This is a genomic window from Mammaliicoccus sp. B-M6 (genome assembly GCF_022386965.1).
Classification (GTDB): Bacteria; Bacillota; Bacilli; order Staphylococcales; family Staphylococcaceae; genus Mammaliicoccus; species Mammaliicoccus sciuri_A.
This window is the reverse complement of record NZ_JAJNHJ010000010.1, coordinates 1-26247: the sequence shown is the minus strand read 5'-3', so window position 1 is coordinate 26247 and position 26247 is coordinate 1. Positions and strand designations below refer to the sequence as shown.

Annotated in this window: 23 protein-coding genes; all 23 read left to right on the top strand. The window is 32.2% G+C overall.

What is annotated here, in order from left to right:
• Positions 1-187: 187 nt before the first annotated feature.
• The 23 genes from LQ693_RS05460 (at position 188) to LQ693_RS05350 (ending at position 26215) form a co-directional block, all read left to right on the top strand.
• A complete protein-coding gene (locus tag LQ693_RS05460) occupies positions 188-631 on the top strand; it encodes a hypothetical protein (protein WP_025905347.1) in 444 nt (147 codons plus the stop codon).
• A gap of 68 nt (positions 632-699) precedes the next feature.
• On the top strand, positions 700-1473 hold the full coding sequence (locus tag LQ693_RS05455; protein ID WP_239743635.1) for a MurR/RpiR family transcriptional regulator: 774 nt from the start codon (positions 700-702) through the stop codon (positions 1471-1473).
• A 115-nt stretch (positions 1474-1588) separates the two neighbouring features.
• Positions 1589-3154 carry a maltose/glucose-specific PTS transporter subunit IIBC gene (gene malX / locus LQ693_RS05450; protein WP_107565685.1) on the top strand — a complete coding sequence of 522 codons (1566 nt, stop codon included), beginning with the start codon at positions 1589-1591 and terminating at the stop codon, positions 3152-3154.
• Between the two features lie 20 nt (positions 3155-3174).
• Complete coding sequence (locus LQ693_RS05445) at positions 3175-4341, top strand: MalY/PatB family protein (RefSeq protein WP_107618050.1); 1167 nt, start codon at positions 3175-3177, stop codon at positions 4339-4341.
• Positions 4342-4438: 97 nt separating this feature from the next.
• Positions 4439-4783, top strand: coding sequence for a 30S ribosome-binding factor RbfA (rbfA, locus tag LQ693_RS05440; RefSeq protein ID WP_048542606.1), 345 nt, complete (start codon positions 4439-4441; stop codon positions 4781-4783).
• Positions 4784-5055: 272 nt separating this feature from the next.
• The gene (gene truB / locus LQ693_RS05435) at positions 5056-5967 is read left to right on the top strand and encodes a tRNA pseudouridine(55) synthase TruB (protein WP_275584174.1); all 912 of its coding nucleotides are present in this window, start codon (positions 5056-5058) and stop codon (positions 5965-5967) included.
• A gap of 12 nt (positions 5968-5979) precedes the next feature.
• Positions 5980-6936 (top strand): riboflavin biosynthesis protein RibF, encoded by a 957-nt coding sequence (gene ribF / locus LQ693_RS05430; protein WP_025905353.1) that lies wholly within the window; start codon positions 5980-5982, stop codon positions 6934-6936.
• Between the two features lie 102 nt (positions 6937-7038).
• A complete protein-coding gene (gene rpsO / locus LQ693_RS05425) occupies positions 7039-7308 on the top strand; it encodes a 30S ribosomal protein S15 (protein WP_025905354.1) in 270 nt (89 codons plus the stop codon).
• A gap of 120 nt (positions 7309-7428) precedes the next feature.
• Positions 7429-9543, top strand: a complete 2115-nt coding sequence (gene pnp, locus LQ693_RS05420) for a polyribonucleotide nucleotidyltransferase (protein WP_107618048.1) — start codon at positions 7429-7431, stop codon at positions 9541-9543.
• Between the two features lie 452 nt (positions 9544-9995).
• On the top strand, positions 9996-11216 hold the full coding sequence (locus tag LQ693_RS05415; protein ID WP_025905356.1) for a M16 family metallopeptidase: 1221 nt from the start codon (positions 9996-9998) through the stop codon (positions 11214-11216).
• 143 nt (positions 11217-11359) lie between these two features.
• Positions 11360-13033 (top strand): ribonuclease J2, encoded by a 1674-nt coding sequence (gene rnjB / locus LQ693_RS05410; protein ID WP_025905357.1) that lies wholly within the window; start codon positions 11360-11362, stop codon positions 13031-13033.
• A 209-nt stretch (positions 13034-13242) separates the two neighbouring features.
• Complete coding sequence (locus LQ693_RS05405; RefSeq protein ID WP_239743632.1) at positions 13243-15534, top strand: DNA translocase FtsK; 2292 nt, start codon at positions 13243-13245, stop codon at positions 15532-15534.
• Positions 15535-15543: 9 nt separating this feature from the next.
• Positions 15544-16257, top strand: a complete 714-nt coding sequence (locus LQ693_RS05400; protein ID WP_025905359.1) for a GntR family transcriptional regulator — start codon at positions 15544-15546, stop codon at positions 16255-16257.
• Between the two features lie 77 nt (positions 16258-16334).
• Positions 16335-17609: an EF-P 5-aminopentanol modification-associated protein YfmF gene (yfmF, locus tag LQ693_RS05395; RefSeq protein ID WP_107573156.1), complete on the top strand. Its 1275-nt coding sequence runs from the start codon at positions 16335-16337 to the stop codon at positions 17607-17609.
• The gene (yfmH, locus tag LQ693_RS05390; protein ID WP_239702976.1) at positions 17602-18891 is read left to right on the top strand and encodes an EF-P 5-aminopentanol modification-associated protein YfmH; all 1290 of its coding nucleotides are present in this window, start codon (positions 17602-17604) and stop codon (positions 18889-18891) included. The genes yfmF and yfmH overlap by 8 nt, the downstream gene beginning before the upstream one ends.
• Positions 18884-19588 (top strand): elongation factor P 5-aminopentanone reductase, encoded by a 705-nt coding sequence (ymfI, locus tag LQ693_RS05385; protein ID WP_025905362.1) that lies wholly within the window; start codon positions 18884-18886, stop codon positions 19586-19588. The genes yfmH and ymfI overlap by 8 nt, the downstream gene beginning before the upstream one ends.
• Positions 19589-19604: 16 nt before the next feature.
• The gene (locus LQ693_RS05380) at positions 19605-20420 is read left to right on the top strand and encodes a YmfK family protein (protein ID WP_025905363.1); all 816 of its coding nucleotides are present in this window, start codon (positions 19605-19607) and stop codon (positions 20418-20420) included.
• Between the two features lie 20 nt (positions 20421-20440).
• Positions 20441-20836: a helix-turn-helix domain-containing protein gene (locus LQ693_RS05375; protein ID WP_037587819.1), complete on the top strand. Its 396-nt coding sequence runs from the start codon at positions 20441-20443 to the stop codon at positions 20834-20836.
• 64 nt (positions 20837-20900) lie between these two features.
• A complete protein-coding gene (pgsA, locus tag LQ693_RS05370) occupies positions 20901-21482 on the top strand; it encodes a CDP-diacylglycerol--glycerol-3-phosphate 3-phosphatidyltransferase (protein ID WP_037587820.1) in 582 nt (193 codons plus the stop codon).
• A gap of 57 nt (positions 21483-21539) precedes the next feature.
• Positions 21540-22688 carry a CinA family nicotinamide mononucleotide deamidase-related protein gene (locus LQ693_RS05365; RefSeq protein WP_025905366.1) on the top strand — a complete coding sequence of 383 codons (1149 nt, stop codon included), beginning with the start codon at positions 21540-21542 and terminating at the stop codon, positions 22686-22688.
• A 211-nt stretch (positions 22689-22899) separates the two neighbouring features.
• Positions 22900-23913 (top strand): recombinase RecA, encoded by a 1014-nt coding sequence (recA, locus tag LQ693_RS05360; protein ID WP_049319417.1) that lies wholly within the window; start codon positions 22900-22902, stop codon positions 23911-23913.
• Between the two features lie 218 nt (positions 23914-24131).
• Positions 24132-25691: a ribonuclease Y gene (gene rny / locus LQ693_RS05355; protein ID WP_025905368.1), complete on the top strand. Its 1560-nt coding sequence runs from the start codon at positions 24132-24134 to the stop codon at positions 25689-25691.
• 197 nt (positions 25692-25888) lie between these two features.
• Positions 25889-26215: a hypothetical protein gene (locus tag LQ693_RS05350; RefSeq protein ID WP_239702975.1), complete on the top strand. Its 327-nt coding sequence runs from the start codon at positions 25889-25891 to the stop codon at positions 26213-26215.
• Positions 26216-26247: the final 32 nt, after the last annotated feature.

The following is a 26247-nucleotide window of genomic DNA, read 5'->3' as shown; positions in this document are numbered from 1 at the left end:
ATTTAGAAAAGTGAAATTTGTGTTATGGATGATGACTTGTTGTGTGACAGTTGATGACATTCATTAAAGTACGAATCATTATTTTTTGATGTATATTTACACTGTAATAAGGGAATAGGTAAGTAAATAGATTGGATACAGTAAAGTTAATCATGAACTACAAATATGACGTATTGGAGTGGTTCTTATGCAAACAATGATTGTTTATTTTGTCGGCTGCTTTATCGGATTTATTGTACATCGTATATTTCAAACTGAAAGTATGTGGATGAATGTCGCTCAATTTTCAATATTTTTCGCATTTATGTATACATTTATTGGTAGATTTATGCCTTCTATTCGAAATTCACTTATTAAAATGGTTCCGAGTAGTATTCCAAATCCAAAAATGATTGTGTATGTAACAGGGTGGTTAGAATTTGTCATTGCGATAAGTGTGTTTATTCCTAAAGTTAATTTTGTATTCAGTGTGATTGGTATTATTTTATGCTTTGTTTTGTTCCCTGGTTATATGAAAGCACATGCTAAAAATATTACTATAGGTGGAAAAGTACCGATGAATATATATTTAAGAGCACTGTTGCAAATATTATTTATTGTTTCATTTATTATCATCTTTAAGCATGCCTAAGATGGGATATAGTGAAGTATTGATGGATAAGTTATGGTATAAAAGTGAAAATATTAAGAGGGGTTAAAATGGAACAAAATGCACTTGTAGGAAAATTACAAAAAAGAAGAAATGATTTAAGTGAATTAGAGAAGAGGGTACTGGATTTTATTTTGAATGATTATACGTCGATAGCTAATATGAATATCGATGATATTGCTGAAAAGTTGTTTGTGTCAACTGCAACTGTAAGTAGATGTTCTCAAAAATTAGGTTATCAAGGCTATAGAGAACTGAAATATGCATTATTACAAAATCAACCTGATTTAAATAAAGTAAACAATGTGCAAAGTTTTGATGTTGAAATGAATGATTTTATGAATGAAAATTTGGCGAACCTCCAGAATACAATGAATGAGATCAATATCCAAGATATAGAAAAAGCAGTAGCTTATATACGAGATGCACGTGTAATAGAAGGTATTAGTGTGGGAGCGAGTTTAGTAAACGGGATTGATTTAAGTAGAAAATTAACGTTTCTAGGTAAAGTAGCACATGCGCGAACGGATTGGGATGAATTAGAAGCGGTAACGCATAATTTAGATCAAGATAGTTTAGCAATTTGTATTAGTTCTAGTGGCGAAACCTCACATATTGTCCGATATGCTGGTCAGTTAAGAGACAACAAAGTACCAATTATTTCTATTGTTAGTAATAGGCATTCCAAATTGGCGCAGCTATCGACCATAACTTTAATTGCTAAAACGAATAGTATCTATATTGGAAATGTAGATTTAAGTTCAAGGCACGCTGCTATGTTTATGATAGATTTTCTATTAATGATGTATGGTAAACAATTATAATGTAACGACATTCATAAGATGTAAGCGCGTCCAAAATGATTATATACTATTGATGCCCCTTTAATACATTTGTATATTTAAATTACATTAATGTATTAAAGGGGTGTTATTAAATATGAGTAAAAAGAAGAAGCAAAGTAATGTGTGGGATTTTCTTCAAAATATGGGGAAGACATTTATGCTTCCTGTAGCTTTATTAGCTTTTATGGGATTGATTTTAGGAATAGGGAGTTCATTTACAAGTGAGTCAATGATTGATGTCTTTCCATTTTTAGAGAATAACATGATACAGCTAGTATTGAAGTTTCTAGCAACAGTTGGGGGATTTGCTTTTACATATTTACCTGTACTATTTGCGATCGCTATACCAATCGGACTTGTTAAACATGAAAAAGGTGTAGCTGCATTCTCAGGGTTTGTAGGTTATACAGTTATGAATTTAACGATTAATTTCTATTTAACTGAGACGCATCAATTAGCCGATACAGATAAATTACAACAAGCTGGACAAAGTATGGTATTAGGTATTCAAACACTCGAAATGGGTGTGCTTGGTGGTATTATTTCTGGTCTTATCGTTTATAAATTACATAATAAATTTAGTTATACACAGTTACCTGACAGCTTTGCGTTCTTCTCAGGTTCAAGGTTTGTGCCAATTGTAACATCTCTCGTATTGGCAGTAGTTGGGTTAATTATACCGATTGTTTGGCCATTCTTCGGCATGATCATTGGAAGTGTTGGTGCACTAATTCAACATTCTGGTGTCTTTGGACCATTTTTATTCGGTGCTGGTGAAAGGTTATTATTACCATTCGGTTTACATCATATTTTAGTATCTATGGTTAGATTTACTGAAGTTGGTGGTCATTCTATTATTGAAGGTAAGGATGTATTTGGCGCATTAAATATTTTTTATGCGCAATTACAAAATAATTTACCAATATCTCCAAATGTAACAGCATTCTTATCACAAGGTAAGATGCCTACATTTATGTTTGGTTTACCTGCTGCAGCTTTAGCAATTTATCACGCAGCGCCTAAAAAGAATAGACATAAAATTAAAGGTCTCTTAATTTCAGGATTTGTAGCGACATTTGTTACAGGTATCACGGAACCAATTGAATTTTTATTTTTATTCATTAGTCCATTGCTTTGGATCTTCCATGTCATCATGACAGGTTTAGGATTTATGGTTATGAATATTCTAGGTGTGACAATTGGTAATACAGATGGCGGCGTACTAGACTTTCTAATATTTGGCGTCATGCAAGGTAGTTATACGAAATGGTGGCTTGTCATAATTGTTGGATTAATATGGTTTGTTATCTATTATTTAGTGTTCAAGACAGTTATTTTGAAATTCGACTTAAAAACACCAGGTAGAACTGTTGAAAAGAACGATAAAAATGAAAGTAATTCGACACAAAATCGTACAAATCAAACAGACGAAATGGCTTCTGATATGCTTCAAGCGATTGGCGGTTCTAGTAATATTATAAGCATCGATAACTGTATTACACGTTTAAGATTAGTGCTGGAAGATGCAGAAATTGTTGATGATGAAAAGCTAAAAGAACTTGGTGCATTAGGTGTCGTACATTTAGATAAACAAAATGTACAGATTATCATCGGAACGAGAGTAACAACTGTCCGAAAACAATTAGATGCCATTATTTAAGTTAAGAAGGGATTTTTGTAATGTATAATTTTGATAAGGTGATTGATAGAACAGGGACAAATTGTACTCAGTGGGATTATGTTCAAGACCGTTTTGGGCAAAGTGACTTGTTGCCATTCACAATTTCAGACACAGACTTCGCGCTACCACATACAATTATGGAACATTTAAATAGACGTATGAAGCATCCAATATTCGGTTATACGAGATGGAATCATACAGACTTTAAATCAACCGTTATGAATTGGTATAAAAGCCGTTTTAATACGGAAATTGATGAAGATTGGATTTATTATACACCAACTGTGATATATGCAGTTTCACAGCTAATTCATATGAAATCTAATTTGAACGATGGTGTGATCATTCAAACACCAGCATATGACGCATTTTATAATGTGATTAAAGAGAATCATCGTACAGTTGTGGAGAACCAACTTTTCTACGAAGATGGTTATTATACAATTGACTTTAAACAATTAGAGATGCAATTAGCGAAACCTGAAAATAAAATTTTGTTATTATGTTCTCCTCATAACCCAACAGGTAGAGTATGGATTGAAGATGAACTGACTACAATCATTAAACTATGTCAGGAACATCATGTTTATATCATTTCTGATGAAATTCATATGGATATCGTTCGAAAGGGTAACAACCACATTCCAATACTGGATAAAAGTACAAATGATATAGCAATTGTGACAAGTGGTAGTAAGACTTTTAATTTTCCAGGTCTACTTTTTGCGTATACTTTAATTCCTAATAAAGAAGATGGGGATGCATTTTTAAATCATTTGAAAAAGCAAGATGGTTTATCATCACCAAGCATTATGGGGATGGAAGCTACGATAGCAGCATATGAAAAAGCGAGTGATTGGGTAGATGCTTTAAACGAATATTTAGATGACAATATACATGCAGTTCAATCATTCTTAAAAGAGCACATACCAGAAATAAAAGTTGTCTATCCAGAATCAACATATCTTATATGGTTAGATGTTTCAGATTTAAATATGACGATGGATGAATTGCAATACCGACTTATTAACATAGGCAAAGTTGCGATAATGGATGGACAAACATATGGCGGTAACGGTCAGCACTTTTTAAGGTACAATGTTGGATGCCCAAAGTCTAAAGTATTAGAAGGATTAGAGCGACTAAAGTTAAGTATTGAAACATAATATATTTATATCGAGTGATTATCTTTTTAAGCATTCAAGCATGTGCTATAATGTACTAATGTATATAGAGAGATGAGAATGTTAAGAGGTGAAAGATATGAGTATTCGTTCTGAACGAGTAGGCGAACAAATGAAAAAAGAATTAATGGATATCATCAACAATAAACTTAAAGATCCAAGAGTTGGATTTTTAACAATTACAGATGTAGAACTTCCAGGAGACTTATCACACGCTACAGTTTATTTAACTGTATTAGGTTCTGATAAAGAAAAAGAAGATACATTTAAAGGTTTAGAAAAAGCAAAAGGCTTTATTAAATCAGAATTAGGTAATCGTATGAAATTGCGTATTTTACCAGAATTGCATTTTGAATATGATGAATCAATCGATTACGGTAATAAAATTGAACGCATGATTCAAGATTTAAATCGTAATGATTAATCCAAATTTAGGCTAAGACACAATAAAATGTCTTGGTCTTTTTTTGATTAGAGGGGCTGTAACTACCATTATTCTGAATTGTGGAAATAAGAACGCGCTAACTACCATTATTCCGAATTCTGGTAATTAGAGTGACCCCTTCGTTAGGGACATTACTCGGAATTCTGTCCCCAAGCACTCGCGCATTTTTTATGAAATTGAGTTATTTCTTCTTTTTATGAATATTTTCATGTAAAATTAAAAAGAATAGAAACATTATGGAGGTCGTAAATTTGGATGGCATTCTAGCAATTCATAAGGAAGTTGGTATGACAAGTCATGACGTCGTATTTAAACTTCGTAAAATTTTAAAAACAAAAAAAGTTGGCCATACTGGAACTTTGGATCCTGAGGTATGTGGTGTACTACCGATTTGTGTTGGGAAAGCGACGCGTGTGAGTGATTATGTGATGGAAAGTGGCAAATCATACAGAGCTGAAGTAACGATTGGTGTTAGTACAACGACTGAAGACCAAACTGGTGAGATTGTAGATCAGAAGCGTGTTGATCAAAATTTATGGGACAAAGATGAAATTATTGCGACTTTAAAACAATTAGAAGGTGACATAGAACAAATTCCACCTATGTATTCTGCTGTTAAAGTTAATGGTAAGAAATTATATGAATATGCTAGACAAAATATTGAAATTGAACGTCCTGTAAGAAGGGTACATATTAACAGTATTAATTTAATTTCTGATATTATTTATGAGAATGATATTTGTAAATTTGAAATTGAAGTTGAATGTGGCAAAGGGACATATATTAGAACGTTAGCAACTCAAATTGGTGCGTTACTAAATTATCCTGCACATATGTCTCATTTAATTAGATTGAAAAGTGGCGGTTTTACTTTAAATCAGGCTATTAAATTAGATGACTTAAGAGAAATTGTTGAGCAAGATAAGTTACAAGATGTGATTCTTCCATTAGAATATGGATTGAATGGTTTAACGAAAATTACCGTACATGATAAAAATATCGTAACGCGTATTCAGAACGGACAAAAAATAGAAAAATCTTTAATAGATGAAAGTAAACATGATGGCGAATTTGTTGTTTGGTATGAAGACAAAGCGATTGCTATTATGGATACTTATGATAAAAATGAAACACTTTATAAACCGAAAAAAGTTTTTCTTTAAAGGAGTATATAGATGGAAGTTATAGAAATTACACACCCAATTAAATCTAAACAATTTGTAAATGAAAATATTGCTTTAGCTATCGGTTTTTTTGATGGTATACATTTAGGTCATCAACAAGTTCTTAAAAAAATGATTAAAGTAGCTAAAGATAAACATTTAAAAAAAGCTGTTATGACATTTGATCCACACCCCTCAGTTGTCTTAAATCCTGAAAAGAAAAGAACAACGTATTTAACACCTATTGCAGATAAAATTGAAGCAATTGAAAAGTTAGGCGTAGATTACTGTTTCGTCGTTAACTTTTCTTCTACATTTGCAGATGTGTCTGCGGATGATTTTATTGACCAATATTTTATTCAAAATCATGTGAAAGCTGTTATTGCTGGTTATGATTTCAGTTTTGGTAAATATGGAAAAGGAAATATGGCATCATTACAAGAGAATGATTATCCATTTGATGTATTTGTCGTATCTAAGCAAACATTACATGAGGATGAAAAAATCTCAACTACGAATATTAGAACATCACTTGAATTAGGAGAAATAGAAGCTTGTAATTTAGCTTTAGGACGCCCATATGTTATTAAAGGTATGGTTGTTCAAGGCGAAAAAAGAGGGCGTACGATTGGTTTTCCTACAGCTAATGTTGAACCAAGCGATGACTATGTATTACCTAGAAAAGGTGTTTACGCTGTAACATTATTAATTAAATCAAGAGATAAGTCATATAAAGGTGTGTGTAACGTTGGTGTGAAACCAACATTCCATGATCCATCTGTTTCTCAAATAAGTATTGAAGTTAATATCTTTGATTTTGAAGAAAGTATATATGGTGAGCGTGTAGAAGTATATTGGCACCATTTTATTAGACCAGAACAAAAATTTGATGGCATAGATGCACTTGTTAATCAAATTAAGCAAGATAAAGAAGAAGCAAAAGCGTTATTATCACTTGAAAGAACATAAAGAGTTATGTATAATGATTTGAGTGCCTAATCCTTGGCTTATCGACACTCCGACGATCAGCTCAGGTTTACGGTGAATACAATTATAGGAGGGAAATTGACAATGGCAATTTCACAAGAAAGAAAAAACGAACTAATCGAACAATACCGCGTACATGAAACTGATACTGGTTCTCCAGAAGTACAAATCGCAGTTTTAACAGCAGAAATCACTGCTTTAAACGAACATTTACGTACTCACAAGAAAGACCATCATTCACGTCGTGGATTATTAAAAATGGTTGGTCGTCGTAAACATTTATTAACATATTTACGTGAAAATGATGTTCAACGTTACCGTGATTTAATTAAATCATTAGGATTACGTCGCTAATCGTAATTTCAATCGAAGGAAATCAATCAGATTTCTTTCGATTTTTTTATAAATAAATATAAAAAATATGTGTATAATGGTATGATATAAGAGATTAAGTGTATGAGAGGAGATTCATAAATGTCTCAAGAGAAGAAAGTCTTTAAGACAGAATGGGCAGGAAGTCCATTAATAATTGAAACAGGCCAATTAGCAAAACAAGCTAATGGTGCAGTATTAGTAAGATATGGGGATACAGTTGTATTATCAACAGCAACTGCATCAAAAGAACCTAGAAATGTAGACTTTTTCCCATTAATGGTTAACTATGAAGAAAAAATGTATGCTGCAGGAAAAATTCCTGGTGGCTTTAATAAACGTGAAGGTAGACCTGGTGAAGATGCTACTTTAACAAGTAGATTAATTGATAGACCAATTCGTCCATTATTCCCTAAAGGATACAGACATGATGTTCAAGTTATTTCTATCGTAATGAGTGTTGATCCAAACTGTTCACCAGAAATGGCAGCTATGATCGGTTCTTCAATGGCATTATCTGTATCAGATATTCCATTTGAAAGACCAATTGCAGGTGTAAACGTAGGATTAGTAGACGGCGAATTTGTTATCAATCCAGATGTTGAACAAAGAGAAGTTTCTTTATTGGATTTACAAGTAGCGGGTCATAAAGATGCGATTAACATGGTTGAAGCGGGTGCTAAAGAAGTAACTGAAGAAACAATGTTAAATGCTATTTTATTTGGTCATAAAGAAATTCAAAGATTAGTTGAATTCCAAGAAGCTATTATTGAAGATATTCAACCTGAAAAAGCTGAATTTATACCAGTTGAAATTGAAGCTTCATTTGAAGAAACAGTTCGTGCTAAAGCAGAAGCTTTAGATATTATTTCAGCAATCAGAACTGAAGAAAAACAACAAAGAGATATCAATATTTCTGCAGTTAAAGAAGAAGTTCTAAATGACTTTACTAATGAAGAAGATCCAGATAACGAAGAAGTTCTTAAAGATGTAAGTAAAGTATTAGATGCACTTGTAAAAGAAGAAGTGCGTCGTTTAATTACTGAAGATAAAGTAAGACCAGATGGACGTAATCCTGAAGAAATCAGACCTTTATCTTCTGAAGTTGGATTATTACCAAGAGCACATGGTTCAGGTTTATTTACACGTGGACAAACTCAAGCATTTTCAGTTGCGACTTTAGGTGCATTAGGTGAATACCAAATCATTGATGGTCTAGGTACAGAAGAACAAAAACGTTACATGCATCACTATAATTTCCCTAACTTCTCAGTTGGTGAAACAGGACCAGTAAGAGCGCCAGGACGTCGTGAAATTGGTCACGGTGCATTAGGTGAACGTGCATTATTACAAGTTATTCCAGATGAAAAAGAATTCCCTTATACAATAAGAGTTGTTTCTGAAGTACTTGAATCAAATGGCTCATCATCACAAGCTTCAATTTGTGGTTCAACTTTAGCATTAATGGATGCAGGTGTGCCAATTAAAGCACCTGTTGCAGGTATTGCAATGGGCTTGATTACTAAAGATGACAACTACACAATTTTATCTGATATTCAAGGTATGGAAGATGCACTAGGTGATATGGACTTTAAAGTTGCAGGTACAGAAAAAGGTATCACTGCTATTCAAATGGATATTAAAATAGATGGTTTAAGTGAACAAATCTTAAAAGAAGCACTTGAGCAAGCAAGAATTGGTAGATTATATATCTTAAATCATATGCTTGAAACATTGAGAGAACCTAGAGAAGAACTTAGCCAATATGCACCTAAAATTGAAATTATGCATATTAAACCAGATAAAATTAGAGATGTTATTGGACCTGGTGGTAAGAAAATCAATGAAATCATTGATGAAACAGGTGTTAAATTAGATATCGAACAAGACGGTACAGTATTTATCGGATCTAAAGATAAAGAAATGATTGACCGTGCTAGACAAATTATTGAAGATATTACAAGAGAAGCTGAAGTCGGAGCAATTTATATGGCAACAGTTAAACGTATTGAAAAATTCGGTGCATTTGTTGAAATCTTCCCAGGTAAAGATGCACTTGTTCATATTTCTCAATTCTCTAACGAAAGAGTTAACAAAGTTGAAGATGTAGCTAAAATTGGCGACCAATTCTTAGTAAAAGTAACTGAAATTGACCGTCAAGGACGCGTAAACGCATCACGTAAAGTGTTGTTAAACGAAGAAAAAGAACAAAAATAATAAATGAAATGATTCAGATAGGGACATTGACAATCATTAAAATCTGAAATTTAAAGTGTCAACAAAGTCATAGATTTTGTTGGCATTTTTTATGAGTAAGTAGAATAAGAAGTTACATGACATATGTTAGTAGTGGTATAAATAAGGGTGTCGTTATTAGCGGTTCTGACAAAAGGTGCAAATACTGATACCGTTATTAGCAGTTTTGATACAAAGTGCAAATACTGCGATCATACATGTACATAATACTTCTCAATACTTATAATAAGAAAGCTTTTAATTTAATGATTGCTTCATATAAAATACTTTTATAACCGATACGCCTGAGGGAATCGTACAAGTCGAAGACTACAGGCTGAGACTGTACCCTAGGCAAGAGAGGTTATGAAAGTATGTATGTCTACTAATAAAGGGACATTGACGTGTCCCTATTTATTTTGAGGTGAATAAATATGGCTGATTTACAACGACTGAATAATGGAACGACTGTGATTTTTGAAGAAGTTCCAAACAGTGAAACAATTAGTGTAGGTGTTTATGTCAATACTGGAACGGGTGACGAAGGTGATTATCCTGAAGGTATTGCTCATTTTATGGAACACATGTTGTTTAAAGGTAGTGAACACTATACAAGACAGCAATTATCAAACGAATTTGATAAAATTGGCGGCTATAACAATGCATATACGACAAAAATGTATACGTGTTATTTCTGTAAAACATTAAAAAGATTTGAACATAAAGCAATTGATTTACTTATAGATATGGTTAAAAACCCGTTATTTCTTGAAGAAGAAATTGTTCGTGAGAAAAAAGTTATTTTAGAAGAAATTAAAATGATTGAAGATACACCAGAAGAATGGTTAATGGATAAATTGGAACATGAAATTTATAAAGACCAACCATTAGGACGAATGATCCTTGGTACGCCTGATAGTGTCAATCAAATTAATAGAGATACATTAGTTGATTTCCATAAAAAATATTATCAAAGTAATCGATTAATTGTTTCAGTTGCGGGTGCTTATAGCGAATCTATGAAAGAAATATTGCTTAAGCAATTATCTGATGACATTGAAATACCGCTTGATCAACAAGAACAAGACATGACTTTTATTGAGAAGAAAGAAACTTATTATAAAAATGAGCTAGAGCAAACGCATTTTATGAGAAGTTATGATGCACCAAGTTATAATGATGAACACTATTATGCAACGAATATATTGAACACGATTTTAGGCGAAACAATGAGCTCTAAATTGTTCCAAGTTCTAAGAGAAGAACATGGATTATGTTATAATGTTTACTCAGATTTCCAAAGTTTTCACAATGATGGCTTGCTGACAATTTATGTAGCAACTGATAAAGAAAATGTTGATGCATCTAGTGAACTTATTACTGAAGTGCTTGAGTCATTATTAAGTGATGGTATTACACAGAATGAATTAGATGATGCTAAAAGCCATATTATCACAAGCTTTTTAATGGCGTCTGAATCTAACCAAAATAAAATGACGAGAAATGCACGTTCAATCATGTTTCATAATGAATTAATTACGAATGAGCAGTTCGAGCACGAGATTAATCAAATACAGTTAGCAGATATTAAATCAGCTACGAAAAGATTACTAGATGCACCTTATTCTGAGTTTATTTTGACAGAGAAATCATAAAGTTATGACCTGATATAAAAATTATTGTCTTCCTTAATTTAAAATATGTATAAGACTGTTGTATGTGCTTGTATAATCGATTATATAAATGGTATGATTAAATAAATATATTATGGACGGGACTACATTTAGGAGGAACAATTTTGAGTTTAATAAAAAAGAAAAATGATAAAATTCGTATCATACCACTCGGTGGTGTAGGAGAAATTGCAAAAAACATGTATATCGTTGAAGTGGACGAAGAAATGTTCATGTTAGACGCTGGTTTAATGTTTCCAGAAGATGAAATGTTAGGTGTAGACGTTGTTATACCAGACATACAATATGTTATTGAGAATAAAGATAAACTTAAAGGTATCTTTTTATCACACGGACATGAAGATTCTATCGGTGCTGTAAGTTATATACTTGAAAAGCTTGATGCACCAGTATACGGATCAAGATTGACGATCGCATTAGTTAAAGATCATATGAAAGCAAGAAAAATCAATAAAAAAGTACGTTATTATACAGTAAATAAAGATTCTGTCATGAGATTTAAAAACGTTAACGTGACATTCTTTAATACAACACATTCTATCCCAGATAGTTTAGGTGTATGTATCCATACATCATATGGTGCAATCGTTTATACTGGAGAATTTAAATTCGACCAAAGTTTACAAGGTGCCTATGCACCAGATATCGCTAAGATGACTGAAATTGGTCAAAATGGCGTATTTGCGTTGATAAGTGATTCAACAGAAGCGGAAAAGCCTGGCTATAACGTTCCTGAAAATGTAATCGAGAGTCATATGGTTGATGAATTTGCAAAAGCAAGCGGACGCATTATCGTGTCTTGTTATGCATCTAACTTTATTCGTATTCAACAAGTGTTGAATGCGGCTAGTAAATTAAACCGTAAAGTTTCATTCTTAGGACGTTCTTTAGAAAGTTCTTTCAATGTTGCACGTAAATTAGGATACTTTAATATTCCAGAAAATCTTTTAGTACCTGTGCATGACATTAGTAAATATCCTAAAAATGAATTAATTATTATTGCTACAGGTATGCAAGGTGAACCAATTGAAGCATTAGGTCAAATGGCTCAACAAAGACATCCTATTTTAAATATTTTAGAAGGCGATAATGTTTATATTTCTACAACAGCTTCTGCTAATATGGAAGTGATTATTGGTCAAACTTTAAATGAATTAGTTAAAGCTGGCGCACACATTATGCCTAATAACAAAAAAACACATGCATCTAGTCATGGTTGTATGGAAGAACTTAAAATGATGCTTAATTTAATGAAACCTGAATACTTCATTCCAGTACAAGGTGAATTTAAAATGCAAATCGCACATGCGAAATTAGCAGCTGAAACAGGCGTAGACCCTGAGAAAATTTTCTTACTAGAAAAAGGTGACGTTGTTAACTTTGATGGCGAAAAAATGATTGCTAATGAAAAAGTTACAGCTGGTAACGTATTAATTGACGGTATCGGTGTTGGAGATGTAGGTAATATTGTTTTAAGAGACAGACACTTATTAGCTGAAGATGGTATATTTATTGCTGTTGTAACTTTAGATCCTAAAAATAGAAAAATCGTTGGTGGACCTGAAATTCAATCACGTGGATTCGTTTATGTTAGAGAAAGTGAAGAATTATTAAATGACGCTTCAGAAAAAGTCCGTGAAATTGTTGAAGAAGGTTTACTTCAAAAGAAAATTGAATGGTCTGAAATGAAACAAAATATGCGTGATAAACTCGGTAAGTATCTATATGAACAAACGAAACGTCGCCCGATGATTATTCCAATTATTTCAGAAATCTAATGAATTGTTTTATGGATGATTTTTAACAGTCAAGAGATGAGACTAAATTCTATATCAATATAATGGGTTTTTCCATCTCGGCAAAGATGAACAAATAATGTGTCTTACACGCTATTTGTTCATTAACTGCCTACATACTATATGAGGCTGAGACATCTATTTATGTCCCAGCCTCTTTTTGCATTATAGATAAGGAGGCTATTTCAAAAATGGTACAAAAGAAGAAGCCAGCAACACGTAAAAGAAAAACAACACGTGGCAAGAAAAAGCAAAAAGATAATACATTAAAATACGTCATACAGATGATTGTGTTGTTTTTACTCGTGTTAGGTATTTTTCAATTAGGATTTATAGGTTTAATGATTGATAGCTTCTTTCATTTCTTATTTGGATTCTCAAAATATTTCACCTATATACTGATAGCGATTATTTCACTATTAATAACAGTGAATGGTAAATTAAAATTCACAAGAAGAGTAAATGGATTGCTCGTCTTTCAAGTAGCATTGCTATTCATTATGCAGTTAGTATTATATTTCAAAGATCCATCGTTTAAAACGTTTAAGACAACCTTGAGTGAAACATATTCAAGTTTAGAACGAAATGCATTTTACTTTAACGGTGGTGGTTATATTGGTTATTATGCGTTTAATGTCATAAGCAAGCTTATTTCTGTCTTTGGATATAGTTTATTAACGATACTCGTTTTACTATCTAGTGTTATTTTAATCATGAAGAAAAGACATCGTGATATTACGAAATCAGCATTTGATATGGCACAAAGTAAAACTAAATCAAAAATGACAAATCTTGAACAAAAAAGAGAAGAGAAGGCGAAAGCTAAACAACTAGAAAAAGAGAAGCGTCAAAAAGAGCAGCCTAAAGACGTTTCACATTTAGAAGAAGTCGAACCAGTTCAAGAAATTTCTAAAAATGACCAACTACAAACTAATGAAGAAATTCCAATCTTTGAATCACAAGAAAAGTTAGCTGCTAAAAGAGCACAACAACCTAAACAAACGGTTCAAAAAGAGCATGAAAATCATGAACCTGAAATGAACGAGTCAACAATAGATGAAACTGAGAATTTAAATTATAAATTACCACCGATTACGATTTTAATCGACCCACCTAAATCACAATCAGTGTCTAAAAAGACTGTTCAAGAAAAAGGGAAACTACTTGAAGCTACATTAAGAAACTTTAATGTTGATGCGAAAGTGACTCAAATTAGGATTGGACCTGCTGTTACGCAATACGAAGTACAGCCAGCTCAAGGTGTGAAAGTAAATAAAATTGTTAATTTGAGTAATGATATTGCACTGAATTTAGCAGCAAAAGATATTAGAATTGAAGCACCTATTCCAGGTAAGTCGGCAGTTGGGATTGAAGTACCTAATGAACATATTTCAATGGTAACGCTGAAAGAAGTACTGAATGAGGCAAAACCAACATCAAATAAACTTGAAGTTGCTTTAGGAAGAGATATTTCAGGTGAACCGATTACTGCAGAATTAAACAAATTACCTCACTTACTCGTAGCAGGTGCTACAGGAAGTGGTAAATCAGTTTGTATTAACGGTATTATCACAAGTATATTAATGAATGCTAAGCCACATGAAGTAAAATTAATGCTTATTGATCCGAAGATGGTTGAATTAAATGTGTATAACGGGATACCACATTTATTAACACCAGTTGTTACAAATCCTCAAAAGGCAAATCAAGCATTACAAAAAATTGTATCCGAAATGGAAAAAAGATACGACTTGTTCCAACACGTTGGTGCAAGAAATATTGAAGGATATAATCAATTCATTGAACGTACGAATCAAGAAATGGAAGAAAAACAAGCACAATTACCTTATATAGTCGTCATTGTTGATGAACTTGCTGACTTAATGATGGTTGCTGGTAAAGATGTTGAATCATCCATTATGAGAATCGCACAACTTGCTCGTGCAGCAGGTATTCACTTAATTATTGCAACTCAAAGACCATCTGTTGATGTCATCACAGGTAGTATTAAAGCTAATATACCTTCTAGAATTGCATTTGCAGTAAGTTCTGCAACAGATTCTAGAACAATTTTAGATAGTGGTGGTGCTGAAAAATTACTAGGTAGAGGTGATATGCTATTCTTATCTAGAGATTCTTCAAAACCAACAAGAATACAAGGTGCATTTCTTTCTGATGGTGAAGTTGAATCAGTTGTCCAACATGTTGTTGGAGAACAAACAGCGAACTATGTTAAAGAGATGGAACCTGACGAACCAACTGAAACAAATGAAATGGAAAGTGAAGATGCTTTATATAAAGAAGCATATTTATTTGTTGTAGAAGAACAAAAAGCAAGTGCGAGTTTATTACAAAGAAGATTTAGAATAGGGTATAATAGGGCATCTAGGTTAATGGATGATTTGGAAAGTAATGGTGTTATTGGTCCTCAATCAGGTAGTAAACCTAGACAAGTATTGGTTGATATTTATCAAGACGAATAGGGGGATATTATGTCTACAAATGCAAGTACAAATTTCGTTAAAAATTGGATATTAGAAAAAATTCAAACAGCAGAACTTAAACCGGGAGATGCTATTCCGAATGAGTTTGAAATTAAAAAGTTGTTAAATATAAATTATGATGAAATCGAAAAAGCCATACATGAACTTGTCACGGAACAAATTTTATCTCAAAAAACAGGCGACGTAACAGTGGTGAAACCTACACAACCATATTATTATCCATTAGACGAATTAGTAAGTATTACAAAAATGATAGAAAAAAATGGTGAAGTTGCTGGAACTGAATTTATTAGTTTAGATGAAGAAGTTGCAACTTTAAAAGATATAGAAGTATTAAACTTAGAAAAAGATGCATATATTTCAGTAATTGAAAGAGTACGTACAGCTAATGGCGAGCCAGTCGTTTATTGTTTAGATAAAATTGCTACTGATTTATTTGCATGCAGTGACTACCGATCCAACTCATCTATTCTATCCGCAATTGAAAGTAAAGTAGAATTTAAAATAACACATGCTAATACATCTATAGAATCTATTAGTTATGAACCATATATTAGTGAAATACTGAATTCTGAACCAGATGATGCAATGATGTTATTAACACAAGTTCATTATAACGAACATGGTACACCTGTTCTTTATTCACTAAATTATTTTAAAAGCAGTCTTGTAAAGTTTCGAATTACAAGAAATAGGATATAATAAATATATTGAGAGAAACAAAGTAACAATTGTTGCTTTGTTTCTCTATATACATACATATAAGAGAGGTATCTATTATGATAACAACAGAACATATACAATTATCTTCAAATGACGTTTATGTGATACCAACTGAAAAATTTAAAACAACGACTATCGTTTTTAAATTTGTAGCACCATTAAACAGTGAGACGATTACATCTAGGTCAATTTTAAGTAAATTAATTACACGTGTTACAAAACAATACCAAACTGATAAAGAAATGAATAATTTGCTTGCGGACTTATATGGTGCGCATTTATTTAGCTATGTCAATAAACAAGCTAATAATCATATCATGACAATTGGTATTGAAATCGTAAATGAAAAGTATTTAAATAGTGAACTTCCACTGTTTGAGCAAGCCGTTAAATTATTGCATGAAGTGATTTTCAACCCACTTATTGAAAATGGAAAATTTAACGAAAAATATACGAAGCAAGAAAAATCTTTATTACATAAAAAATTAACTGCAATTGAAGACAACAAATCACAACGTGCATTTATTCAATTTATGAATCATATGTTTGAAGATGAGCCATATAAATATTTAGCTTCAGGTCGACTAGAAGATATTGATAATGTAACGTCTGAATCTTTAGTGAATACATATCATGATTTGTTACATGAGAATGCGATATCTACATATATTATTGGAAATGTTGAATTAGATGAAGTTAAATCATTGTGTCATGAATATTTTAATTTCGATCATAATAGTCAATTAGAGATCGAAACGACATTATTAAAAGATATTAGAGAAGTAAAAGAAATAGTAGATTATACAAAGATTGATCAAGCAAAATTAAATATGGGATATAGGTTCCCAATAACATTCCATTCTAAAGAATATTATTCGTTCTTAGTATTAAATATGTTACTTGGTGGAGATGCTTCTTCTATTTTATTTAGTGAAGTACGTGAAAAACAAAGTTTAGCATATTCAATACATTCTCAAATTGATGCAAGAAATGGATTCTTATATATAGTTGGTGGCATTTCTAAAGATAAAGTACATGTTGCTAAAGAAACAATTTTAAATATATTTAAAGATATTCAACAAGGTGAAATTGAAACAGAGCGACTGACTTTAGCGAAGAAAGTCTTAATCTCACACGCACGAGAAATGTTTGATAAGCAACGACAAATGATTGACTTATTGCATACACATGCCAGATATCAATCCGTTTATAACTATGATGAGTGGATTAAAGAAATTGAATCTATCACTATTGAAGACATTGAAAAGATCGCACAACTTGGACAATTAGATACAATATATATACTGACTGAAGGTGATAACAATGCGTAATCAATATTATAAGCAGATTGATGAAACTGTATTTGAAGAGACTTTAGAGAATGGTTTAAAAGTAGTAGTTATTCCGAAAGCAGGTTTTTCAAAGACTTTTGTGACATATACAACACATTTCGGTTCACTTGATCACACATTTAAGCCACATGGCAAAGATGATTTTGTAACTGTTCCGGACGGGGTTGCACACTTCTTAGAACATAAATTGTTCGAAAAAGAAGACGGGGATGTCTTTACAAGTTTCGCTGAAAATGATGCACAAGTTAATGCATTTACGACATTTGATAGAACAAGCTATTTATTTAGTGCGACAGGAAATGTACACGATAATATTATTCGTTTATTAAAGATGATTGAAAGCCCATATTTTACTGAGAAAACAGTAGAAAAAGAAAAAGGAATTATCGCTGAAGAAATTAAAATGTACCAAGAACAGCCGAATTATAAATTAATGTTCCAAACTTTAGGTGCACTCTATCATAATCATCCTGTACAAGTGGATATAGCTGGATCTGTTGAAAGTATTTATGATATTACGGCTGAAGATTTATATTTATCATATGAAACGTTTTACCATCCAGCAAATATGGTGTTAATCATTGTTGGAGATGTTGATCCTGATGAGACTATACAATTAGTGCGTGAACATGAAGATAAAAGAAATATGAATGAAATGCCACCTATTACGAGAAAAACCATAGACGAACCGACATCTGTCCATACACCATATGTCGAAACGAAAATGGATATTGTGCAAGAGAAATCAATGTTGGCATATAAATTCAAGCCTAATACAATTTCTGATAAAGTTCGCGTCAAAAATGATATGGAAATGATGATTGCTTTAGATTTAATGTTTGGTGAACAAACTGAATTTTATCAATCAAATTTAGAAAAAGAAGTAATTGACGATACGTTTGGTTATCAATTTGCTAACGAAATGACATATAGTTATTTAATTCTAGCTGTGACAACTGATTACCATCATGAATTTAAAGAAGCGGTTAAAGCTGAACTTAAGAAATATATTGAAAATGGATTTGTTCCAGAAGAGTTAGAAAGAGTGAGAAAACAAACTTTAGGGGAAATTGTATCAAGTTTAAATTCTCCAGAATATATTGCGAATCAATATACTAAATTCTATTTCGAAGGTGTCGAACTATTTGAACTTGTAAACATTTTAGAATCTATAACAGTAGAAAGTGTACAAGAAACATTGGCTTCATTAATAGACTTTGATCATGTTGTAGAAAGTCGTTTGGTGAAACAAAATGGCTAGAACATTTATTGTTGGTGGTAGTGGTGACATTGGCTTATCGATTGTTGATGAATGTTTATCACTAGGGCATGAAGTGATACTGCATTATAATCAATCTAATATTAATGAACTCAAACAAAGGTATGCCGGACAACCTGTTACTTTTCTACAATTCGATTTAACAAACAAAGATAATTTACAATCCTTAACATCAATCGGACATATTGATCAATTAATATATGCAGCTGGGCAATCGTCATTTGGTGCGATTCAAGATTTTACAGATGATAATATTGATGTTCAATATAATTTGAATGTATATGCGCTCATAAAAATTGTTCAATTATTTGTTGATGATATTAGAAAGAGTGAAAATGGCAGAATAATCGTTATATCATCTATTTGGGGTGAGACTGGTGCAAGTTACGAAACAATCTATTCAACAATGAAAGCTGCTCAACTTGGTTTTGTTAAATCTTTAGCAAAAGAACTTGCTTTAACATCTATTACAGTAAATGCTATATGTCCAGGTGTCGTTCATGGTAAAATGACAGATGAACTTGATGAAATTACACAAACACAATTAAAAGATGAAATACCACAAGGTCGGTTTGTTCAAACTAAAGAAGTTGCGGCAACTGTGGGATATTTATTAAATCCATTATCTCAAAGTGTGACCGGTCAAGTACTTCGTGTAAACGGAGGATGGTATATTTAATATTGGGGTGGTTATTATGGAAGAAGTCATTAAAAAAGAATGGTACTTAGAATACGATATACAAGTAAATAGAGCAGGTTTATTAGGGGATATCTCTAGTTTGCTTGGTATATTAGGTATTAATATCATAACGATAAATGGTGTCGATCAAGGCCGAAGAGGGCTACTCATTAAGACAGATGATATGAATAAGGTTAAACGTTTTGAAAATATTGTTAAAGAAATTGATGATATCACAATTAAAAAATTACGTACACCAGGCTTAAGAGATCGATTAGCGGTAAGACATGGTAGATATATTAAACGAGATGTTGATGACAAAAAGACTTTTAGATTCGAAAGAAAAGATTTAGGTTTGCTAGTTGATTTTATGGCAGAACTGTTTAAAGAGAACCGTCATAAACTGATTGGTGTGAGAGGTATGCCAAGAGTAGGTAAAACTGAATCGGTTGTTGCCGCAAGTGTGTGTGCCCATAAAAAATGGTTGTTTATTAGTTCAACACTTATTAAGCAAACTGTAAGAAGCTCTTTATTAAAAGGTGAATATAGTGATGAAAATGTTTATATTATTGATGGGGCTGTAACGTCTAAACAAACCGACGAAAAGCATAAACAACTCGTTAGAGAAGTTATGAGTTTACCAACAATTAAAGTAGTAGAACATCCTGATTTATTTGTACAGCGCTCTGAATATAGCCTTGAAGATTTTGATTATATTATTGAACTAAGAGAAACAGAAGACCAAGAAATTACATATGAGCAATTAAATAAAAATGATTTATTTACAAATGACAATATGGCATTTGGAGATGGATTTGGATTTTTTGAATAAATTGTTTGAGGTGAATATATTTGAAATATATTGGAGAAACGTTAAGAAGTAAAAGAGAACAATTAGGGATGACTTTAGTTGAACTTGAAGAAAAAACAAAGATACAACGACCATTTTTAATGATGATTGAAAAGAATGAATTTGAAAATCTACCAAATCCCGATTATACAAGAGGTTTTATAACGAAATATGCTTCGGCAATCAATATGAGTGCACCAGAATTAATTGATAAACATCAAAGTGAGTTGCCTAAAACAGCACCTTCTGCTAAAGAAGCTTTTAGACAGCTTACGCAAGAAAAAAGAAGCCAAACTGAAATATCAGAGAATAAAATGGTAGCTAAACTCATAACACAAATGGTTACGTTCTTTGGTATATGTTTAATTGGATGGATATTATTAATAATTATCATTTAATTATATATAGTATTGATTTATAATAGTATTATTATGCAGTTGTAAGAAAAGAAGGAGAACGAATATGAATATTCCTAATCAATTAACAGTATTACGTGTTATTTTAATACCTGTATTTGTTTTATTTTTACTTGTAGATTTTAATATGGGTGACATGCATTTCTTATTTGGACAAGAAATGAGAATAGAACAATTTATAGCTGGTATTATATTTATTTTAGCTTCTGTTACAGATTGGTTTGATGGCTATTTAGCGAGAAAATGGGAACTTGTTACAAACATGGGGAAATTTTTAGACCCTCTAGCTGATAAATTATTAGTAGCGAGTGCATTAATTGCATTAGTAGAACTTGATAAAGTATCATCAGTTATTGCTATTATCATCATTGCTAGAGAATTTGCTGTAACAGGTCTAAGATTACTTCAAATTGAACAAGGCTTTGTAAGTGCAGCTGGTCAATTAGGTAAAATTAAAACGGCTGTCACTATGGTTGCAATCGTATTTATCCTATTACAAGAACCATTCTCTACTTTATGGCAAATTAATCTTGGGCAATGGCTCATGTATATTGCTACTTTCTTTACAATTCTATCTGGTATAGAGTATTTTTATCATGGTAGAGATGTATTTAAAGGATCAAAATAATAACAACATTTAACCTACAACATTTCGTTTGTAGGTTTTTCTGTAGGAGGCAAAAGTATGAAAGTTAGTATTTTAAGCGTAGGTACTGAAATTTTATTAGGACAAATTGCTAACACAAATGCACAGTTTATATCAAAAGTACTTAATGAACTCGGTGCAAGTGTGATGAGACACGTTGCTGTAGGCGATAATCCTGGAAGATTAGAACGTACTTTTAAAGAAGAATTAGCGCATCATGACGTTGTGATTTTAACAGGCGGTTTAGGACCAACGAAAGATGATTTAACAAAACAAACTGTTGGTAAAGTATTAGGTAAATCGCTAGAAACAAATAAACAAGCTATGGATCAGATTGAACAATATTTTAAAAATGCAAACCGTACGATGACACCTAACAATAGACAACAAGCACTTGTTATTGAAGGTAGTGAAGTACTTAAAAATGACTTTGGTATGGCACCAGGCATGTATTTAGAAGTGGATGACAAAAAAGTCGTATTATTACCTGGTCCGCCGAAAGAACTTCAACCAATGGTCAATCAATATCTTGTACCTTTCTTCTTAAATGAAGAACGTGTCATCTTTTCAGAGTCGTTGAAATTTATGGGTATTGGTGAATCTAGTTTGGAAACAGAGTTGATTGACTTAATAGATAATCAATCCAATCCTACAATTGCACCACTTGCTGGTCAACATGAAGTATCACTTCGTATTACAGCTAACGCGAATACTAAACAACAAGCGATAGATTTAATCCAGCCTGTTAAAACAGAAATATTAAATAGAATCGGCGAATTTTATTACGGTAGTGATGATTTAACAGTTGAAGATGCTGTATTTAATGAATTAGACCAACCACTTGTTATCTATGATGGCATTACAGATGGCGTATTAAATGCGCGACTTAAGCTTTCTAAAGACAGCAAACAATATTTAAAATCATATCTCTTACAAAATTCATGGACTGATGAAATGTTGAATATTAGGCAAGATGATTCAATTGAACAAATTGCTAATAAGTTAAAATCAACATTTAATGTAGAAAGTGTTATCGTTTTAAAACAAGATCATAAAGAATCAACAGTATATATTTCACATATGCAAAAAAGGGAAAAATTTATTTCGTCATTAAGTCAATCATATGCTGGAAGACGTGATAGAATAAGCAATATAGCACTTATAAAGTTTTTGAACCAATTAAGGTAACTTGCAATAATTCATAAAATCGGTACTTATGTTCGCTTAATTTTAAAAAATGCGTACAAAAACACGAACAAATATTCGCTTTATGCTTGCAATTTAGAACAAAAGCATTTATAGTAATAATAGCTAATTAAACAAGTAAATTCATTTTATATATATAGGAGGTTATCGCGTGAACGAACGTCAAAAAGCACTCGATACAGTAATTAAGAATATGGAAAAATCCTTTGGTAAAGGGGCAGTAATGAAGCTAGGGGATAATACAAGTAGAGAAGTATCAGCAGTTTCTAGTGGCTCAATCACACTTGATAAAGCATTAGGTGTGGGTGGTTACCCTAAAGGACGTATCATTGAAATATATGGTCCAGAAAGTTCTGGTAAAACAACAGTAGCTTTACACGCTATCGCTGAAGCACAAAGACAAGGTGGCGTAGCTGCTTTTATTGATGCTGAGCACGCACTAGATCCTGTTTATGCTAAAAACTTAGGCGTAGATATTGATAACCTATATTTATCACAACCTGACCACGGTGAACAAGGTTTAGAGATTGCAGAAGCATTTGTTCGTAGTGGTGCAGTTGATATTGTTATTGTCGACTCAGTAGCTGCATTAACACCTAAAGCTGAAATTGAAGGTGAAATGGGAGATACACACGTTGGCTTACAAGCAAGATTAATGAGTCAAGCTTTACGTAAATTATCAGGTGCTATTTCTAAATCAAATACAACAGCTATCTTTATCAACCAAATTCGTGAAAAAGTTGGCGTTATGTTCGGTAATCCTGAGGTAACACCAGGTGGACGTGCGTTGAAATTCTATAGTTCTGTTCGTTTAGAAGTACGTCGTGCTGAACAATTGAAACAAGGTCAAGAAGTAGTGGGTAACCGTACTAAAATTAAAGTTGTTAAAAACAAAGTTGCGCCTCCATTTAGAGTAGCAGAAGTTGATATTATGTACGGTGAAGGTATTTCACGTGAAGGTGAATTAATCGACTTAGCAGTTGAATTTGATATTGTAGATAAATCAGGTGCTTGGTATTCATATAACGGAGAACGTATGGGTCAAGGTAAAGAAAACGTTAAGACTTACTTAAAAGAAAACCCAGCTATTATTGAAGAAATTGATGGAATCTTAAGAGATCAATTAGGCTTTAACGGTAAGAAGAAAGAAGAAGCTAAAAAAGAAGAAAAACCTAATGAGCCTGAACAAGAAACTTTATTAGACTAAATAGTATTTTGTCATTAAATTAAACATTCTATAGATTACGTTTCATTGTGTAATCTATAGAATGTTTTTTTATAAAAAATAGAATTAAAAATTAAAGTCCATGTCCTTGACACTTGTACAAATTTAAACGTACAATTGAGTTGTATGATTCCATAGTTTCATTTAATCATATTTTTGTATATATAAGACGTAGAACCTAGATAGAAGGAGGTGTTTATGTGGACTTATTAACCCTCTTACTCATTTTGCTAGGAGTTATTCTAGGTGTTGTTGTAGGATACTTTTTCGCACATAATAGCTTAACGAAAAAGCAAGATCAAGCTCGTCAGTCTGCTCACTATATTATAAGTGAAGCTAATAAAGAAGCTGAGAGTCTTAAGAAAGAAAAGTTGATTGAAGCAAAAGAAGAAAATCAACAAATTAGAGATCATCTTGATAGTGAAATTAGAGAGAGAAGAAGTGACCTACAAAAGCAAGAAGCAAGATTACTTCAAAAAGAAGAAAATTTAGAGCGCAAATCTGATCTTTTAGACAAAAAAGATGAAATTCTAGAAAACAAAGAAGCTAAAATTGAAGAGCGACAACAACAGGTAGATGCAAAAGAGAGTAATGTTCAAGAAATAATAATGAAACATGAACAAGAACTAGAACGCATCTCCGGACTCACACGTGAAGAAGCTCGTAAAGAGCAATTCTCACAAGTAGAAGATGAACTGTCACATGATATTGCTGTACTTGTAAAAGAAAAAGAAAGAGAACTAAAAGCAAATGTCGATAAAAAAGCTAAAGAACTGTTGTCTATTACTGTACAAAGATTAGCAGCAGATCATACTTCAGAATCGACTGTATCGGTAGTTAATTTACCAAATGATGAGATGAAAGGACGTATTATCGGTCGTGAAGGTCGTAATATTCGTACTTTAGAAACATTAACAGGTGTAGATTTAATTATAGACGATACACCAGAAGCGGTTATTTTATCTGGATTTGATCCAATTCGAAGAGAAATCGCTAAGACAGCCTTAACTAATTTAGTATCTGATGGACGTATCCATCCAGGTAGAATTGAAGATATGGTTGAAAAAGCGAGAAGAGAAGTGGATGACCTAATGAGAGAATCAGGTGAACAAGCGACATTTGAATTAGGTATTCATAACTTACACCCAGAATTGGTTAAAATTTTAGGACGTATGAAATATCGTACAAGTTATGGCCAAAGTGTACTGAAACACTCAGTAGAAGTTGCACAACTTTCAGGAATGTTAGCAGCTGAACTAGGTGAAGATGTTACTTTAGCAAAACGTGCAGGTTTATTACATGATATTGGTAAAGCTATTGATCACGAAGTTGAAGGTAGCCATGTTGAAATAGGGGTAGAACTTGCAAAGAAATATCATGAACATGATACAGTCATAAATGCAATACACTCACATCATGGGGATGTAGAACCAACATCAGTTATTTCTATACTGGTAGCAGCAGCAGATGCATTAAGTGCTGCAAGACCTGGAGCTAGACGAGAAACTTTAGAAAATTATGTGAAACGTTTAGAAAGATTAGAAGAAATATCAGAAGGTTATCAAGGTGTTGAAAAAGCATTCGCAATACAAGCAGGTAGAGAGATTAGAGTAATCGTTTCTCCTGAAGATATTGACGACTTGAAAGCACATAGAATAGCTAGAGATATTAAAGATCAAATTGAAGGCGAATTACAATATCCAGGGCATATTAAGGTGACAGTTGTCCGGGAAATGAGAGCTACTGAATACGCTAAGTAGAAGAGTTCTCAAATTTTAAAAACCCTAACCGAATGCGGTTAGGGTTTTTTATGTTGTTATCAAAATAACTTTTGAACAATACAAAATTGTAGTATAATATATATGTATAATATGGAAGTGAAAAAATATTTAATGTAATTTAAACTGAAAACGATAAAACCATTCATAGTAGATTTATATAAAGTGAGGTGTGATATATGAATAATGACTACGTAACTAGAGCAGAATTTCAAATGCTAGAAAAACATATGAACACAAGATTTGATTTAATAGAAAGCTCTTTAAGAGAAGTAAAAAACGAATTGAAGAATGATATTAAAAGTGAAAGTCATCAAAGAATGATAGAATCTGAATCATTAAAAGAAGATATTATCAATTTAGTAGATCAAAAAATTAGCGCCAACATTAGTAATATGAAAGACGCTCAAAATAAATGGTTTATAGCAACCATACTCGTCGTACGGTTTTGTCAAATTAAGTGTGTAAGTTATTCAAGATACTTAATAACTCTATCTTTAATTTGATCATGTAAAAGAAGCTGGTTCATAACCATAGA

Coding starts and splice junctions, on each gene's coding strand:
- LQ693_RS05460 (WP_025905347.1), top strand. CDS start 188: ATGCAAACAATGATTGTTTATTTTGTCGGCTGCTTTATCGGATTTATT.
- LQ693_RS05455 (WP_239743635.1), top strand. CDS start 700: ATGGAACAAAATGCACTTGTAGGAAAATTACAAAAAAGAAGAAATGAT.
- malX (WP_107565685.1), top strand. CDS start 1,589: ATGAGTAAAAAGAAGAAGCAAAGTAATGTGTGGGATTTTCTTCAAAAT.
- LQ693_RS05445 (WP_107618050.1), top strand. CDS start 3,175: ATGTATAATTTTGATAAGGTGATTGATAGAACAGGGACAAATTGTACT.
- rbfA (WP_048542606.1), top strand. CDS start 4,439: ATGAGTATTCGTTCTGAACGAGTAGGCGAACAAATGAAAAAAGAATTA.
- ribF (WP_025905353.1), top strand. CDS start 5,980: ATGGAAGTTATAGAAATTACACACCCAATTAAATCTAAACAATTTGTA.
- rpsO (WP_025905354.1), top strand. CDS start 7,039: ATGGCAATTTCACAAGAAAGAAAAAACGAACTAATCGAACAATACCGC.
- pnp (WP_107618048.1), top strand. CDS start 7,429: ATGTCTCAAGAGAAGAAAGTCTTTAAGACAGAATGGGCAGGAAGTCCA.
- LQ693_RS05415 (WP_025905356.1), top strand. CDS start 9,996: ATGGCTGATTTACAACGACTGAATAATGGAACGACTGTGATTTTTGAA.
- LQ693_RS05405 (WP_239743632.1), top strand. CDS start 13,243: ATGGTACAAAAGAAGAAGCCAGCAACACGTAAAAGAAAAACAACACGT.
- LQ693_RS05400 (WP_025905359.1), top strand. CDS start 15,544: ATGTCTACAAATGCAAGTACAAATTTCGTTAAAAATTGGATATTAGAA.
- yfmF (WP_107573156.1), top strand. CDS start 16,335: ATGATAACAACAGAACATATACAATTATCTTCAAATGACGTTTATGTG.
- yfmH (WP_239702976.1), top strand. CDS start 17,602: ATGCGTAATCAATATTATAAGCAGATTGATGAAACTGTATTTGAAGAG.
- ymfI (WP_025905362.1), top strand. CDS start 18,884: ATGGCTAGAACATTTATTGTTGGTGGTAGTGGTGACATTGGCTTATCG.
- LQ693_RS05380 (WP_025905363.1), top strand. CDS start 19,605: ATGGAAGAAGTCATTAAAAAAGAATGGTACTTAGAATACGATATACAA.
- pgsA (WP_037587820.1), top strand. CDS start 20,901: ATGAATATTCCTAATCAATTAACAGTATTACGTGTTATTTTAATACCT.
- LQ693_RS05365 (WP_025905366.1), top strand. CDS start 21,540: ATGAAAGTTAGTATTTTAAGCGTAGGTACTGAAATTTTATTAGGACAA.
- recA (WP_049319417.1), top strand. CDS start 22,900: ATGGAAAAATCCTTTGGTAAAGGGGCAGTAATGAAGCTAGGGGATAAT.
- LQ693_RS05350 (WP_239702975.1), top strand. CDS start 25,889: ATGAATAATGACTACGTAACTAGAGCAGAATTTCAAATGCTAGAAAAA.